The sequence below is a fragment of the Novipirellula caenicola genome, assembly GCF_039545035.1.
Lineage (GTDB): Bacteria > Planctomycetota > Planctomycetia > Pirellulales > Pirellulaceae > Novipirellula > Novipirellula caenicola.
Map to the genome: position 1 here is coordinate 162,798 of NZ_BAABRO010000001.1, position 15,620 is coordinate 178,417.

Annotated in this window: 11 protein-coding genes; 7 read left to right on the forward strand and 4 right to left on the reverse strand. The window is 55.5% G+C overall.

Going from position 1 to position 15,620, the window contains the following annotated elements; translation table 11 throughout:
* Nucleotides 1-229 precede the first annotated feature (229 nt).
* The gene (locus tag ABEA92_RS00620) at nt 230-550 is read left to right on the forward strand and encodes a hypothetical protein (RefSeq protein ID WP_345681765.1); all 321 of its coding nucleotides are present in this window, start codon (nt 230-232) and stop codon (nt 548-550) included.
* An 81-nt stretch (nt 551-631) separates the two neighbouring features.
* Nucleotides 632-1,261 (forward strand): 3-keto-disaccharide hydrolase, encoded by a 630-nt coding sequence (locus tag ABEA92_RS00625; RefSeq protein ID WP_345681766.1) that lies wholly within the window; start codon nt 632-634, stop codon nt 1,259-1,261.
* A gap of 288 nt (nt 1,262-1,549) precedes the next feature.
* Here ABEA92_RS00625 and ABEA92_RS00630 read toward each other — a convergent pair whose 3' ends face one another.
* From ABEA92_RS00630 to ABEA92_RS00645, 4 genes are all read right to left on the reverse strand, one after another.
* Complete coding sequence (locus ABEA92_RS00630; RefSeq protein ID WP_345681767.1) at nt 1,550-1,999, reverse strand: hypothetical protein; 450 nt, start codon at nt 1,997-1,999, stop codon at nt 1,550-1,552.
* Nucleotides 2,000-2,120: 121 nt separating this feature from the next.
* Entirely contained in the window at nt 2,121-4,559 is a 2,439-nt protein-coding gene (locus ABEA92_RS00635; RefSeq protein WP_345681768.1) for a serine/threonine protein kinase, read from the reverse strand.
* A gap of 134 nt (nt 4,560-4,693) precedes the next feature.
* Nucleotides 4,694-5,260 carry an ECF-type sigma factor gene (locus tag ABEA92_RS00640; RefSeq protein ID WP_345681769.1) on the reverse strand — a complete coding sequence of 189 codons (567 nt, stop codon included), beginning with the start codon at nt 5,258-5,260 and terminating at the stop codon, nt 4,694-4,696.
* Nucleotides 5,261-5,559: 299 nt separating this feature from the next.
* Complete coding sequence (locus tag ABEA92_RS00645) at nt 5,560-7,824, reverse strand: peroxidase family protein (RefSeq protein WP_345681770.1); 2,265 nt, start codon at nt 7,822-7,824, stop codon at nt 5,560-5,562.
* Between the two features lie 372 nt (nt 7,825-8,196).
* On the opposite strand from ABEA92_RS00645, the gene ABEA92_RS00650 reads away from it, so the two are divergent.
* From ABEA92_RS00650 to ABEA92_RS00670, 5 genes are all read left to right on the forward strand, one after another.
* Nucleotides 8,197-8,844 (forward strand): sigma-70 family RNA polymerase sigma factor, encoded by a 648-nt coding sequence (locus tag ABEA92_RS00650; RefSeq protein WP_345681771.1) that lies wholly within the window; start codon nt 8,197-8,199, stop codon nt 8,842-8,844.
* A gap of 15 nt (nt 8,845-8,859) precedes the next feature.
* Nucleotides 8,860-11,535, forward strand: coding sequence for a protein kinase domain-containing protein (locus tag ABEA92_RS00655; RefSeq protein ID WP_345681773.1), 2,676 nt, complete (start codon nt 8,860-8,862; stop codon nt 11,533-11,535).
* Nucleotides 11,528-12,820: a hypothetical protein gene (locus ABEA92_RS00660; protein WP_345681774.1), complete on the forward strand. Its 1,293-nt coding sequence runs from the start codon at nt 11,528-11,530 to the stop codon at nt 12,818-12,820. Before ABEA92_RS00655 ends, ABEA92_RS00660 begins: the two co-directional genes overlap by 8 nt.
* 153 nt (nt 12,821-12,973) lie before the next feature.
* The gene (locus ABEA92_RS00665) at nt 12,974-13,669 is read left to right on the forward strand and encodes an SDR family oxidoreductase (RefSeq protein ID WP_345681776.1); all 696 of its coding nucleotides are present in this window, start codon (nt 12,974-12,976) and stop codon (nt 13,667-13,669) included.
* 185 nt (nt 13,670-13,854) lie between these two features.
* Complete coding sequence (locus ABEA92_RS00670) at nt 13,855-15,180, forward strand: adenylate/guanylate cyclase domain-containing protein (protein WP_345681778.1); 1,326 nt, start codon at nt 13,855-13,857, stop codon at nt 15,178-15,180.
* Nucleotides 15,181-15,620 lie beyond the last annotated feature (440 nt).

The following is a 15,620-nucleotide window of genomic DNA, read 5'->3' on the forward strand; positions in this document are numbered from 1 at the left end:
CCAGCCGTCGCCAAGGATCCCGCCGCCGTGTTCTCAGTCATGATTTTAACGGAACAAGCATGACCAGCGTAACAAGATTTATCGTTTAGTTTCGTGGTGATGAAGCGTCAAAAGGTTGATACGTGAAAGTCGGTGGTAGACAATAGCGGTCACGATCATCCACATCTGCCGATTATGATAATCGATTTTGACGCCAAAGCGTTAAACGAACTCATTGCGAAGCCATTTTATGACTGAATCCGAAGACCACGCTACCCCGGACGCTGTGTCCCCCGAGGCCGTGTCCCCCGAGGCCGTGTCCCCCGAACCCACAGGCCCGTCCAAAGAAGAATTGCGTTTGGCGATGAAGGCGTTTCGAAAACGCCTGAAGCTGACTCGATTGGACGATGAGTCGCGTTTGGGATACGGCCCGATGTCTTCGGGCCAATCCTCGGGCGTGGCCGCGATCACGCCACCCGACTCGTACCCCAAATCCGTTTGGCAAGAATTAGCCAATCAAGGAAAGCTGAAACGCGAAGGCGGCGGTCTGTATTCAATCGTCGGTTCCTAAAGCCCCCTTTCCTGTCGTCCCCCACCGACCAACGTCAACTTCCCTCCCTCACCCCCTTCCTGCCTTTTTCTAGAAGTAAACATGAAACGACTTGTTTTAACAATTTCCCTGTGCCTATTTGCAACCGCGAACCTGTTACACGCCGAAGACCGCGAATCCGCTGATTCGTCCCAAAACGCGGTTCTTTTCGACGGTAAGACTTTGGAAGGTTGGCATACCAAGCCATCGGAATTTGCGTCGCACTGGACCGTCACCGATGGGATGATCATCGGTGACAATCCTGACAAAAAAGGATCGGTGTTGTGGACCGACGACGACTACACCGACTTTGAATTGTCCGTCGAATTCAAGACCGATTCACCCGATTACGATTCGGGCGTCTTTTTGCATGGCGAATCGCATCAAGTTCAAATCGGAATTTCACGATCGTTGAAAGTCGACCTCACTGCATGCATCTACGCGCCGGTGGACAAACAAGGCTCGTATCCGGCGAAATCGGACAAAGTCAAAACCGTTCACAAACCGGGCGAGTGGAATACGGTGCGAATGGTGGTCGATGGCAAACGCATCCAAACGTTCCTGAACGATGCACCGTTTGTCGATTACACCGCGATCCGGTTTCCGGAGAAAGGTAAGATCGGACTGCAACTGCACGCGGGTGTCCATCAGAAAATGCTGTTCCGCAATTTCCAAATAACGCCCGTAAAATAAGCCGACACAAACGCGACGTGTAAACGGTTCAGCGGGGCGGGACGATCCGTTTACGGCGACCAAAGTGCTTGCCAACGAATCGTCGGGTCCCGCGCGGTTAAAAATCGGTATTCGCGATCATCGGTGATTCGCGAGCGCTGTGATGCAACTCGTTGTGGCAAATAACGACCGCTGCGTTTTGCACGCGGCGCTCGCCCCAAAATGGATGGTTGCAGCGTGAATGCGAATCACCACGTTCTGGCGAAAATAGTAACCAGAAAATCCTTCACCGCGTTTGGACACACGGTTCTAATAAGTTGACGCAAACGGATTGTCGTCGTCGGATTCCGCTTCTTCTACTTTCGCGGTCAGCATCACACTGCGCCGCTCGGCGATCCGAGCGGCAAGTCGATCGGCCCGTTTTTGCCGTAGTCGTTCGGCACGTTCTTGACGTTGGGCAAGCAAGGACTGTTCCCACTCGATCTGTGAATGTTGTCGTTCACGGTAGGCATCTTGCTCGTACGTTCGCTGTTGCATGGCCAACATCTGCTTTTGTTGCAATTGAGCCAGTTGCATCTCGTACAACTGCCGTTGTGCTGCCACCGTCTGGATCGCCGCAACCGCGTCGAGCGGTACACCACCACGCGGCGACACGGTTGCGATTCCGCCGCCCGTAGGGCCACCGCCTCGTCCGCCCGAACACTGTGCTTGGACATCCCCTGTCCAACACGCCGCTGCCATCATGGCTAATGGAATCACGGCCCTTGATACAACTGTCTTGACCTGCACTGACATTTCGCTTCTCCCCGAGTAACGTTCCGACATCTGCTGGGAAGCCTCTGCGTCCCTATCAATCAGGGTCGTATCGCGTTGATGATTGTCACGGGGTGATCAAGTCAAGCGACGTTTGTCGCATTTGATCCAACTCGAAGTTCTCCGCTGGGGCATTCCCGGTCAACAGAACCGTGGCCTCGCGGTGCAACACGATCGCTTCGACCAAATCGAACCACGGAATGTCAATCGAACGTGTCGGTTGATCACGTAATTGTTGTCCCCAATGGCTCAGAGCATCATCGGCCTTCGATAACGCCTGGAGTGCTTCGTCGGCTTGACCGCTTTGGTGCAACGCGATCGCCAGCGGCGCGTGAACGATATCGCCGCCGGGCCAGTTCGGATCCTCGCTGGCCTCGCGAAGTCGATCGACCGCGCTCGCAAAATCGTTTGCCCTAAGATGCGTCAACCCAGTCACATACAAACAGACCTCACGAGGCAAAAAGTCGCCGCTTGGCGGGCCTCGAAATGGATCTCGCGTTTGACGCGAACTGTCAAACGGCGGTGGTCCGGGAGGCCCAAAGCCACGCCCGTCCGGTGCATCCCTTCGTCCGCCCATTCGATCGTCATCATCCGCTGGCGAATTCCGCGGCGATCGTCGATCCGGAGGTCGTCCTCCGCCGCCGCGACGGCCAGGAGGCGTTGACGCTTGAGCCAACCAAGTCTCAGCGTGGTTGGCAAGCTGGTCAAATGAAATCGAGGACGACGGCTCGGACGAAATCACAAGATCGCGAAGCGCCGACCAACGAGGTGTCTCGGTGTCGCTTTGGATGCGATCGAGATCCGTCGCGATCAATTTATCGTAGGCTTGCTGTTTTCCGGTCAATTGAAACAATGCAGGAACGCCCCACCACTGTGGCGAATCGGTTGGTGCTCCTAAATCCAACCCCTTCTTAAAATCCGCCGCAGCTTCGTTCCACAGTTTTAATCGGATGAAGAACTGGGCTCGTTGAATCCAAGGTAGGTAGTAGCTTGGTTGCATTTCGATCGCGTCGGCGTAATCTTGACGCGCCTCGGGCCACTTCTCGGCATCGGCATGCGCTTGCCCACTCGCTACCAACAGATTGGCCGAGGTCAAACGTTCGGCAAACTGTTCAATTTCGCGTCGCGCCGCGGTGGCTTCGTTTTTTGCCTGCACCGCCTGCTGCAGCGCGCGGTCTTTTTTATCCCGTTCGTCGATGGCCGCCGACATCTGCCAGAGGCTGGTGACCATCCCGATGATCATCGTCACGGCAACCAAGGATGCCGTGATCAACGGGACCCGGTTTCGCCGAGCAAATTTACGGATTCGATAACTACGACTCGGCGGACGCGCGCTGATCGGTTCTTGATTCAGATAATGACGAATATCGCCCGCCATCGCGGCAGCCGATTCATATCGCCGTCGCCGATCTTTCTCGAGTGACTTCATCACGATCCAATCCAAATCGCCTTTGACCGTTGATGTCAGACGGGTTGGTTCGGTATGCCGTGACACCGAAACCGTACTCAAACGGTCCCCCATCGTGGTCAATCGCGTGCTCGGTTTGGGCGGTTCCTCTTCGCGAATGATCCGCCGCATCTCGTCGTAACCCGCAGAATCCAATCGCTCGCGATCAAACGGCGTGGTGCTCGTCAACAATTCATAAAGCATCACGCCCAGCGAGTAGATGTCGCTGCGTGTGTCAACATCCAATCCACTCATCTCCGCCTGCTCGGGGCTCATGTACAGCGGAGTGCCGATCATCGAGAAAAAACGGGTGTAGATCGTTTTGTCGGTCAAGGTTTGCCCGATCGCTTTGGCGACGCCGAAATCGATCACTTTCACCACCGGTTTATCATCGTGAAGGGTCACCATCACGTTGCTCGGTTTGATGTCGCGGTGGATCACTCCCTTTTGATGCGCATGCTGAACCGCCGAACACACGTCCGTAAACAAGCTTAAACGCTCGACGATATTCAATTGATGATTGTCACAGAACTCGGTGATTGGAACACCGCGAACGAGTTCCATCACGAAATAGGGACGAGCATCCTCCGTGACACCGGCGTCAAAGACCTGCGCGATGTTGGGATGGTCCATCATCGCAACGGCTTGTCGCTCGGCTTCAAAACGTGCAATGACCTCTTTGGTTCCCGTCCCCGGTTTGACGATTTTTAGCGCGACAAGCCGTTTGACGGGACGTTCTTGTTGAGCGACAAAAACCAATCCAAATCCGCCCTCGCCGATCTGTTCCATCAAGCGATACGACCCGATTTTCATACCGACGTGCTCGGTTGATTTCGAGGGCTGGTCGATCGCCGTGAGCGTCGGCAGGTCACACATTCCCTTGCCCAGCGGAGTGTCCAGCGGGTTAGAGGGACGGTCGTGAGCCGCCAACAACGCTTCAACCGAGGCTCGCAACGCCGCATTATCACCGCAAACCGAGTCAAGATAGTCGTTGCGTTGCTGCGGTGTCGGCGAATCAATCGCTTCCAAAAAAATCGATCGTTCGTTGGGACTGCTCATAAGGACCTAAAACTCGATCGGCACGAAAATATCTCGCTCTCCATCGTCATGCGTGATACAAGTCGGATACAGGCCATCGATTTGCTGGATTCTTCATTTTCACTGTAGACGCCGCAAATAAACGACAGGAACGTCTACTCTTGAGCATCGAGTTCTCGTCGCAACCAAGCTCGCGCATAAGTCCAATTTCGCTTGGTCGTCCGCGGCGAAACACCGAGCACTTCAGCCGTCTCGTCGATCGTCAACCCAGTAAAGTAGCGTAGTTCGACGAGTTTTGCTAATTCCGGATCTTCGCTGGCGAGCTTGGTGAGAGCTTCATCGAGCGACAACAAGGTCTCGAAATCATCCGGGTCCAATACGGCATCGTCATCGTTCAATTCAGATCGGACCAGCCCGCCGCCGCGTTTTTCCGCGTTGCGTCGCCGCGCACTTTCAATCAAGATTCGCCGCATCGCCTCGGCAGCGGCGGCAAAAAAGTGCCCACGACTGTCCCACTGCGCACGATCCTCGCCACCCACCAAACGCATAAAGGCTTCGTGAACCAAGGCGGTCGGTTGCAGCGTTTGCCCCGCTTTTTCTTGCGCCATTTTGTGCGACGCCAAACGGCGAAGTTCGTCATAGACCAGCGGCAACAACTGGCCCGCCGCCTGCCGGTCGCCGCCATCGATGGCCGTCAAAATCTTGGTGACTTCACTATTCATATTCGAAAGTATAACCATTTCGCCGTGTTCGATCCAACGGATACAGGAAGAGTGGAAGAGACGATTACAGCCCAAAGGCCGACACTCCCTCTGCCGTCGGTGGGTCGGCCTCCGGACTTACGCCCCTAAACCGTTGGCTCACGCCAACGGCAGGTGATGTTTCGGCCCTCCGGCCTATGCGATTGCGGATAGTCGCCGGTGGAGAGGCATCTGCATTGTGGGGCAATAACAAAACTAGCGCCAATACGCGATGCCCCCATCGCTGCTTCAACCAATCCAGCGATACCACCGTGCCGCTGCTAGGGAGTCAACGTCAAGTTGATCCCTCTCAGGTTCACGTCACCGCTGCTGATCAGGATATCGACGGTGCTAGCTTCCACATCGCCGGTTGACGCGATGCGAATTTGATACGCTCCGGAATGATCAAACGAGTCAAATTTATAGTTTCCCGAAACATCGGTCACCGCGGTATCGACCACATTGCCTTCATCGTCGAGCAACTCAACCGTGACGCCTTCGACTGGCACTGCCGAACGGAAACGATCGGTCGGATGGCCGCCGTTTCGAGGGAAGCGTTTGTCATTGTGATTCGCTGGCGCCGACTCAACCCCAGGCGTTTCTGCGAGGACCGTCCCGGTGACCGAAGGCTCAAAGAAGAATACGTTCTCTTGCAACGAATTGATGTCGGTGTTTCGCTGGATCACATCCGCCAGCGTGGTGTTTTCGATCACGCGAATCTCGCGGTCCGAGAGCGTATTTTCATAGTAGAAGCGATCACCATCGCGAATTCGCTCGAACTGGTCGGCAATGATCGTCGAAGCGGTCTCGCCAAGCGAGCTGTCGTCGGCGTGGTCTTCGGCTAACAAACCAACCCACAAGTCGATGTTGTTGACGTCGCCGTACAGACTTTCCAGTTTCGCACTCAGTTCGCTGTCACTGGTGATCTCAGCGAACGATTCATAGGCATCCAAACCGTATGCGGTACGAACCGAATTGAAATCGGCTAATCCGTGATCACGACCTCGTTGGATGTTTAGCGACACCAAGTCGAATCCGCCCGATCCAGGAGCCCCGAACAGAAAATTACGCAAACTATCGACGACTTCCAAATCGACTTCTTGCGACAAACTCGATGCCCCCGCTTTCATGATCGAATCGATGCCGGTTTCTTCGAGCAGCGACGGGTTAAAGAACGCATTGGCAAGCGAGAGAGCCGCGCGAACTTCGATCCCATCGTTACCAACGAAGTCGACTTCATCGCTGAGCGTGGTGTGTCCAAACCGGAACGCCGCCGTGGAAAATTCGTTTGCAATCGACGTATCGACACTCGCATCGTAGCCTTCGTAGTCAGAGACGGCATCTTCACCGAGCAACGCGGGCAAAAACTCGTTGTACGTGATCGACTGAATTTCTGCGATCACGATCGTCCGGGCCGCTTGAAAAATCTGTTCATCACTCCAATCGGGATGGTCGTCGGCGATGTCGTCGGCAATTTGATTGTGTTCCCTCAGGAACAACGTCTGCATCGATGTCAGCCCGAGGTTTTCCGCAGCTCGAATGTCCCCCGCCTGGACGTTCCCCTCTTCATCAGTAGGCAGCAAGTCACCATCGCTGGTTCGCATTCGGCCACCGCTAAACTCGCGCAACAGATCGCTCGTCTCTTGATTGCTTCCGTATACCTGAGATCCGTCAATCCACGCGGTGATCGCATTGACCTGTTCGGCCGGATTGTCCGTCGATGTCCCGGTGCCGCTTGCGATCACGGACCGGGTCAACGAGATCAACTCCTCTCCGCTACCGGTCGGATCGAACAAGGGATCCCCGCTGGGAACAACGATGTCAAACGATTCCGCATCGTCCCCCTCTTGCGTCAGCGACAAATCGATATCGTGATCAATGAATTGCCCCCACAGATAAACAAAATCACTCAGGTTTCGGTCGTTGGTGGTGCCCTCGGGATTCGCTGCGGAAAGGGTGTTGCTGATCTCGCGAGCACTTGGTCGATCGGTTCCCGCCGGTTCCGAGATGCCGTCGGCATAGTCGGCGTCGGCGACCCGCAACAAGGTCGTATTTGCCGCGCCGTAGTCCGGGTTTTCCAGATTGTTGTTGCTGCCATCAATCGAGCGAACATCGACTGCCGGATCGGTTGCCGGGTCATCACCCCCGGGTGAAGTATCTGGATTTTGCGTCGGAATGTCGGGAACCGAATGACGGTTGCGTTCACGGTTCAACCGGTTGATCACCATCAATGCGTCAAGCGAGGTGTGGCGTCCATCGTTATTGACATCGGGTTTGAACCCCAGTTCGTTGACCGTGTTATTCGTGTCACCGCCGATGCGTTGACGATTCATTTCGTTGATAACCGTCAAGGCATCCACGGCCGAGACGACTCCGTCGTCATTGACATCCTCGGGCATTGATTGGTTGTGAAACAGATTGGCGGCCAACAACTGACGCGTCTCGAGCGATTCGGTACGCAATCGCCGCCGTGGCGCAGCAGGACGCCGCTTTTCGCTTCGTGACATTTGCAGGAGCTCGAACCATCGATTCAATAAGCGAGCCATTGGGGGTGACCCTCCAGTAACAAGGTGGTGCATTCAGAAAAGGCGTGAAGAGTGGCGGACCGAGTAGATCCAATGCATTGAGGACGGGAATGCCGCAAAATTGTCACAAAAGAGAAGGAGAATCGTCCTTTCGAACTAGCGACAACACGACCGCGTCGGAAAAACCCTGCCAAATCTTTGACAAACCTTGGCCCCTCGCTGCCCGTGACGACGCATGGAATGCTGGCAACCGTGGTAGCGAGAGAGAGTGGTTCAACGCAACCAAGCGTGGTTCAAGACAACGAGTTCAAGACAACTGATCGAGTGGCAGTATCGGTAGCGTTTTTTCGCAGTGAACCCATTTCCCGACCTTTAACTGAACGAAGGCATCCCATGTCGACAGCCCCCCCCAAAGAATCGTCGGACGCTCAAATCAGCGTCTCCGAGATGCTTGAACAAGTTCGTCACGGCGACCTCAATTCACTTGGCGAATTGCTGCAGCTTTATCGCAACTACCTGAGCGTGTTGGCGACCACTCAATTGGATGGTCGGTTGCGACGGCGGATGAGTCCGTCGGATTTGGTCCAAGAGACCATGTTAGCGGCGCACCGCGATTTTGCCGCTTTCCGAGGAGGCAGTGAAGGCGAATTGTTGGCGTGGTTGCGTCAAATTCTTAGCAATTGCCTTGGACATGCCATCGAAGCAAACGTGTTCGCCCAAAAACGCGACATTCGACGCGAGGTGGCTTTGGACCAAATCGCCAAAAATGTCGACGACAGCATGGCAAGATTGGCGAACATCTTGGCCGATCGCGGGCTGTCACCCAGCGAGGACATGGGGCGACGCGAATTGTCGCTGCGTTTGTCGGATCAACTGGCGAAACTGAAGCCCGAATACCGTGATGTGATCGTGTATCGCAATCTGCAAGGTTTGTCGTTCGACGAAATCGCAGAACGCATGAACCGCAAATCGGGCGCCGTGCGGATGATGTGGCTGCGTGCAATCAACAAGTTCAAAGAAACATGCGACCCGATCGAATAGCCCCGAGAAATCGCCATGAGTATGACAGACCTTAGCGCCGAACCGTTCGCCACCCGGCACTTGACCGATGCCCAGAAAGAGCACCTCAGCATGCTGCTGGAACGTTACATGTCAGGTCTCGAAAATGGATTGCCGCCGACCGTGGAAGAGCTGACATCGGATTCGCCCGAGTTACGTCAACCGCTTCGCTATTGTGTCGCCGGATTGCAAAATCTGCATCGCATGGCTGCGGGATTGGAACCGGCATCGTGTGCCTCGTCGTTCGAGCAGTCCACTGCGTCGCTTGCTCCATCGAGTTATGCTTCACGCAGTCTTTCTGCAAAGAAAACGGCCATTGACACTCGAAACCGCGAAGGCCAACCGTCGCCACACGGGCGTCGTCTCGGCGATTTCTATTTGCATGAACAGATTGGGCGTGGAGGAATGGGAGTGGTCTACCGGGCCACCCAACGGTCGCTCAAACGCACCGTGGCGATCAAGCTATTGCCGCTGCCTTCGATTCTCGATTCGCGTCAAATCACGCGGTTTCAACACGAAGCCGAAGCGGCCGGTGGGCTACAACACCCACATATTGTGCCGGTGTATGCCGTCGGTTGCGAACGTGGCGTGCATTACTATGCCATGCAATTCATCGATGGGATGTCGGTGGACGAAATCATTCTTAAACGCAGCCTTGAGTTTCAGAGTGTTGACCAAGGCGACACGCTGAATCAATCGGTTACCGATGATTGGCGAACAACGGTCGGCCAGGCCATTCAAGCGGCCGAAGGGCTGCATGCGGCTCATGAATTCGGAGTGGTGCATCGCGATGTCAAACCGTCAAACCTACTGATTGACCAAAACGGCAAGCTGTGGGTGACCGACTTTGGTTTGGCGCGGGTGCAAAGTGACGTATCACTCACCCAGTCCGGCGATATCGTCGGGACGATGAAATACATGAGCCCCGAGCAGGCGAGAGGGGAATCCGCGATCGTCGATGGACGCACCGATGTTTATTCGCTGGGGGTGACGCTGTACGAGATGTTGACGTTGCGTCCGGCCCACGAAGGTGATGACGCTCCGGCAATCCTTCGTACGATCGAAAACGACGCGATCGTGCCACTGCGAAAGCGATGTCCGCATCTGCCTCGCGATCTCGCGACGGTGGTTGCCAAGGCGATGGCGAAAAACCGAGACGGACGCTACGAAACCGCGAAAGCGTTTGCCGATGATTTGCGCCGCGTGTTAGCGGGTGAACCGACCATCGCCCGTCCGCCGACGCTATTGGACCGGATCGGTCGACTCGCCAACAAGCATCGCCGAAGCGTTGCCGTGTCGATGATCGTTGGCATGTTCGCGATGGTTGGCTTTGCCATTTTCACGGTTATGTTGGCTGCCGAAAAACAAGTCTCCGACGCGAACGAGGCAATTGCACTCGCTCATCAAATGCGTGCGACTCGCAATGAACAGATCGCTCGGGACTGGATCGATCGGATCGGATCGCAAATGGCCGAACTGTTGGACGATATCCCTGCAGCCGCTCCTGTCCGTCGCCGGTTGCTTGGCGAAACGCTGGACTATTACAAACGTTTTGCCAGCGAAGCAAGCGACGATCCGACGCTACGCAAAGAGTTGGCAGTGACCTACGGAAAAATCGGCGCGTTCCAAAGTGAATTGGGGGCCAGCGAAGAAGCAATCGCAGCACTTGAGCGATCCGAAGAACTCTATCACGAATTGGCTCGGCAATCACCCGACGACGCCGCGCTGAGTTTGCAGTGGTCGATTAGCCAAAACAATCTCGCCGAAAAATTCTCGCAAACCGGTCGAATCGAACAAGCCGCGCATTGGTTTGGCAATGCAATTGTCACCCAGCAGCGTTTGTTGAATCAGCACCGCGATGCAAAGGACACGTCGATGCCCGAGAACCTCGATGCGAGGGTCGTGACTCGAGAATTGGCCACAACGCTAAATAACCTTGGATTGTTGTTGGACGAAGCTGAGAAAACGCAAGAAGCGAACACCGTTTACCGGCGTGCCATCCAATTGTTGGAAACGTCGGGCTCCGAAGCGGGCTTGTTGGCATCGATTCAATCGAATTTGGCGGGGCTGCTTTCAAAACGATCGCCAGAGCAAGCCATCGAGTTCGCTAAAAAAGCTTTGGCCCAGCAAACGAAGTCGCTCGCACAAAACCGGGGCGACGCGAAATTGGCAACGCAGGTTGTGTTGACGCTTAACTCACTTGGCACTTCGCATGCCCAGCGATCTCAACACGCCGAAGCGATCCAATCGTTCGAAGAGGCGATCGAGATTGCCCAGCAACTGCAAACGCGATGGCCCGATTCACCGGCCTACTCACGCGATTTGGTGATCAGCTTCAATCATCTTGGTTTGTCGCTGGCCGCCATTGGAAAACGACATGAAGCAAAAAACGCATTTGAAAAAGCGTTGCCATACCAACGATCACTGGCCGCTTTGTACCCCGACGATGCGGAAGTCCAAAGCATGCTCGGTGGCGTGCTAAATAATTTGGGATTTTTGCAGCAACAACTTGGCAATGGCCGCGTCGCTCGCCAGTATTTCATCGAAGCCGCAGAACACCAATCTCGAGCCGTCCAGCTTGCACCGGAGGTCCCACGGTATCAAGCGTACTTGGCAAAACATCAACGCAATTCACTCACGCTTGGCAATGCGAGGAGATCCTACGATGACTGACACCTCTGCATCTCGTCCTCTACGTTTTGAACAATTAGAAAAGCGTTCGTTGTTGGCGGGCGGTATTTTTGTTTTTGACCTCTCGTTCACCGCGAGCCAATCGGCCAACCGTCAAGACGATACCGCCGGGCAGCTTGCAAGCAGTGCATCGTCCGCGATCCAAGCACAACGACAAACACAGTTGGCCACGCTCCAGCACGCCAGCATTCAAGAGAATCGCGTGTTAGCAAACGAGTCACTGGGGAACAGCGGACACAGCAATCGCGGCGGAGCCAACGGGATCGACCGAAATCATCATGCGGCGATGTCGTCCCGCCAAGTCTCGTCCTATCGGCAAGACACCTCCTATCGGCAGGACACCACAGTAGCGCTGGCCACCCAGAGTACAACTCCGACGACGCTGGGCGTCAGCAGCACCGTCGCGTCGCAAACGAACCCAGGTGTCAACGACGTTGCCAACGATCGCCGGGACGTTAACGCCGCATTGCCGCAAAACAACAACGGTTTGGTCATTCCGTCGGCAGTCGACGCGATTCTTGCGTCGTTGCAACCGCTGGAACAAAGCGACACCGCGCCGGATGATCAAGATGCGCTGCAGGCGGTCGAGACGGTATCGACCATCTCGGCTGAGAATGCGGATGCGGTTGCGGAGATCAATACCGCCGCGGAAAGCGAATTAGAAGCGACGTCGTTTTTATCCACCTCCGAAATCGAGCGTACCGATTCCGATCGCGTGGACGACCTTCGGTCGGGTTTGATCCCGTCGGATCCCTCGTTTCAATTGCATCCACTGCAGAGCTTGAGCGACAGCGACGAAGATCCTTGGCAGCTTGACGATGGCATCCTGCCTCGACTGCAACGCCATCTCCACTCGACGCTGCGTGCAACGCCTCAAGTCGTCGACATGTCGATCCTGGATTGGTTTTCGGGTCCGGGTGGGTTGATTGACCTACAACGGGCGAATTTGCCGTCGAGGATTGGCGTGATCACGGGAGACGCGATCAAGGTGCAATTGGAATCGACGATCGGATACCACCGCTGTTTGGACTTGATCGCCGCCGGTGCAGTGGAACCAATCTCGGGTCCGCTGCTCGATTCGATCCTGGCATCGATCGAATCGATGACGACTGAAGAGACACAACCGACGTCCGAGCCCGCGCCGCTGCGGGTTACCAAGCTGGCGTATCCCGCCGGGGCAGCCATCGTTGCGGGCAGCATTGCCATCGCGGCCCGGCGAAAGCATAAAACGCCACCATCGGATCCTGACCAGGAAGACCTCTTTTAATGTGACAGCATACGTTCACTCTCGACCTATGAAATAGACGAGCGTCGAAAGAAAGCGACGCGTTGCTCTTCTCTCATTCAACATAGGTCGCGGCATTTTCCCAAGGATGCAGCGGTACGGGAGTTTACGATGGACATGTACCTGAATGTGGACATGAACCTTGCACGTTGCATTTGTGTGCTCGGCGGCGATACGGTGCTCGGTCGCCAAGTCATCTCGGTGGCTCGCCGTTGTGGTTTCCACGTCAAAACGCAAGTCCAAGATCCGAGCTTCGAGCACGCTGCCAACTCGCTCGAAGTGGTCCTCTGCGAATTGAACGACCAACGCTCGTTGACCGATGTGGTCAGCGATTGCATGGCCGTCATCAATTGCTACGGTCCCACCATGCGAACCTGCGGCAGTGGGGCCATGACAGAGGCGGCGAAATTAACTCGGTCACTGCTTCCCAAACTGCACCGCAAAGGCGCTCGGCGGTACATTGTCGTCTCGCACTCAGGAGTGGTTTTGCCGGGCGATCGACCACGTCCCTTGGGGACGTTTGCCACGCGTGTGGCAGGTTCGTTGGGACTTCACTCGCGATTGGTCGACAAGCAAAACGAAGCGGCGGTGTTGATGCAGAGCGATCTGGATTGGACGCTGGTCCGCTGCGCAAAATTGAAGTCACTGCGAACCGTTGGCGCTTGTATTGCCGATCGTCATTCGTTGCGAGGCGGATTCGTCAGCACCGATACCCTCGCTCGATTTCTTGTCCACCAAATCGACTGTACCAGCTATCTACGCAGCGGCGTTTTTGTCAACAGCCGCAACTTAAACTCGCACGTTAGCGAATACCTTCGCACCCATGGCTGATCATGACCGCTGATCACGGCCGCTGATCACGACCGCTGATCTCCATGGCTGTCGAATCACCGCAGTCGAGTCACCGCCGCACTCATCCAACAGCCTTTTTTTCGAATCGCCGTCTTCCTCGTCCAGGCGAATTCGTATCGCGTCCCCGCAGGCTTATCATGTTATGGAATCAACGCAGCGCAATCATGTCGCGAATCAAAGTTGTCCCCTCACCTAACAAGGTCGTCAAACCGCTCGAAACCGACGAACGTCGTTTCACCGACCCCTACAGCTGCCGCGATCGACCACGACCGTTGGTATTGGTGGTCGATACGGATCGCGAGTCGCGTGCTGATTTGGAAGGCAAACTAAAACGCTACGCCTATCGCGTGGTGGGCGTTGAAAGTGCATCGACCGCGATTGAATTGATGGAACAGCAGCGTTTTGACGTCTGTTTATTGGACATGAACTTCGCGGAAATGGATGCAGTAGAATTGATACATCGAATACGCAGCTCACCCACCACTGGCAAACCATCGATCATCGTCGTCGCCGACGCCGACGCCCGCTTTGCAGCCGCAGACGCGATCGAAAATGGAGCCGATGACTATCTGGAAAAACCGGCCGATGAGCGATTGTTGCATGCCAGGATCCGTTCGAGTCTGCGTCAAATCGATGCTCGATTGGCAGAGCTGAGCAAGTTCTTGCCTCGGAACATTTTGAATCAAGTCCTCTGTGACAAAAATTTGCTCGACAAGCCGTGTCCCGCAGACGTCTCGGTCATGGTGTGTGACGTCCGTGGATTTAGCCGCACCAGCGAGCGTGTGGGTCCGGTACAGACGATCACTTGGATCAGCGACGTGATGAACGAGCTGAGCCGAATTGTGCTGGACCATGGCGGCACGATCGTCGATTATGTCGGCGACGAAATCATGGCGATGTGGGGGGCCCCGATCGCTTCGCCACAACATGCCGCCGAGGCGTGTCATTGCGCGATCGCGATTCAAAAGGCGGTGGTCCAGCTGAGCGAAAAATGGCGTTCCACGGTCGGAGCCGACACACGGATGGGCATCGGGATCAACAGCGGGTTGGCGGTCGTCGGCAACACGGGATCAACCCATCGAATCAAATATGGCCCGCTCGGTGACACCGTGAATTTGGCCAGCCGGGTGCAAGGAGCGACGAAATACTTGCGGAGTTCAATCCTGATGACGCAGAGCACTGCCAGCCGGGTGGATGCGAAACTGCGTGGGCGACGCGTTTGCAGTGTTCGCGTTCACAACATTCGCGAGCCGGTGCAGCTGTACGAGCTCGGGAACTGTGGGCAACAGGATTTGAGTGCCAGTTGTATCGCGTATGAGATGGCGCTTTCGGCATTCGAGTCGGAAAAACACGCCGAAGCACAAGACATCCTGGCTGAACTGCTGCTGGAACGCCCGCAGGACGGGCCAGCGAAATTACTGATGTTGCGGGTGATCCAGTCGCAACTCGGGGGCGTCTTTGACCCTGTTTGGACGCTGCCGGACGGCTAGGCATTGTCTGAGAACGCATCCGAGGCGGAAACATGGTAGCGGAATTCGTCAAGAATTTCGATTTCCCAATGGGTTCTGCCATGCTGCCGAAAGTCTTGACGGCTTGTTGATTTGGTGAAGTTTCCTGCGGCAAGGGGTGTAGGATGGATTTCCTAGTGCGTCAATGGTGGATTCGACGGACTAGGAAGTCCATCGTACGACTAAAACAACAAGCCGCCCGCGACTTCCGCTACGGTTTTCAGCCAGAGCCTAGAGGATGTCATCTACTTTGCTGGCGGCACGGCGCGGGGCCCGTGCCGGTTGCAGCAAGTAAAACGGTCGATATTTACCGGGCGGGCCGCCCCGCGTCGATCCGCTATAAGACCACCCGTTGAGTATCAAAGTAGACGGCATCGGACGCCGCTATCTTTCCGCATTCGCCCTTGGCATTTTGATCGTCC

Bases quoted from the DNA above. Each gene is read 5' to 3' on its own strand.
- ABEA92_RS00650 (WP_345681771.1), top strand. From the start codon at position 8,197: ATGTCGACAGCCCCCCCCAAAGAATCGTCGGACGCTCAAATCAGCGTC.
- ABEA92_RS00620 (WP_345681765.1), top strand. From the start codon at position 230: ATGACTGAATCCGAAGACCACGCTACCCCGGACGCTGTGTCCCCCGAG.
- ABEA92_RS00635 (WP_345681768.1), bottom strand. From the start codon at position 4,559: ATGAGCAGTCCCAACGAACGATCGATTTTTTTGGAAGCGATTGATTCG.
- ABEA92_RS00640 (WP_345681769.1), bottom strand. From the start codon at position 5,260: ATGAATAGTGAAGTCACCAAGATTTTGACGGCCATCGATGGCGGCGAC.
- ABEA92_RS00660 (WP_345681774.1), top strand. From the start codon at position 11,528: ATGACTGACACCTCTGCATCTCGTCCTCTACGTTTTGAACAATTAGAA.
- ABEA92_RS00645 (WP_345681770.1), bottom strand. From the start codon at position 7,824: ATGGCTCGCTTATTGAATCGATGGTTCGAGCTCCTGCAAATGTCACGA.
- ABEA92_RS00625 (WP_345681766.1), top strand. From the start codon at position 632: ATGAAACGACTTGTTTTAACAATTTCCCTGTGCCTATTTGCAACCGCG.
- ABEA92_RS00670 (WP_345681778.1), top strand. From the start codon at position 13,855: ATGTCGCGAATCAAAGTTGTCCCCTCACCTAACAAGGTCGTCAAACCG.
- ABEA92_RS00665 (WP_345681776.1), top strand. From the start codon at position 12,974: ATGAACCTTGCACGTTGCATTTGTGTGCTCGGCGGCGATACGGTGCTC.
- ABEA92_RS00655 (WP_345681773.1), top strand. From the start codon at position 8,860: ATGAGTATGACAGACCTTAGCGCCGAACCGTTCGCCACCCGGCACTTG.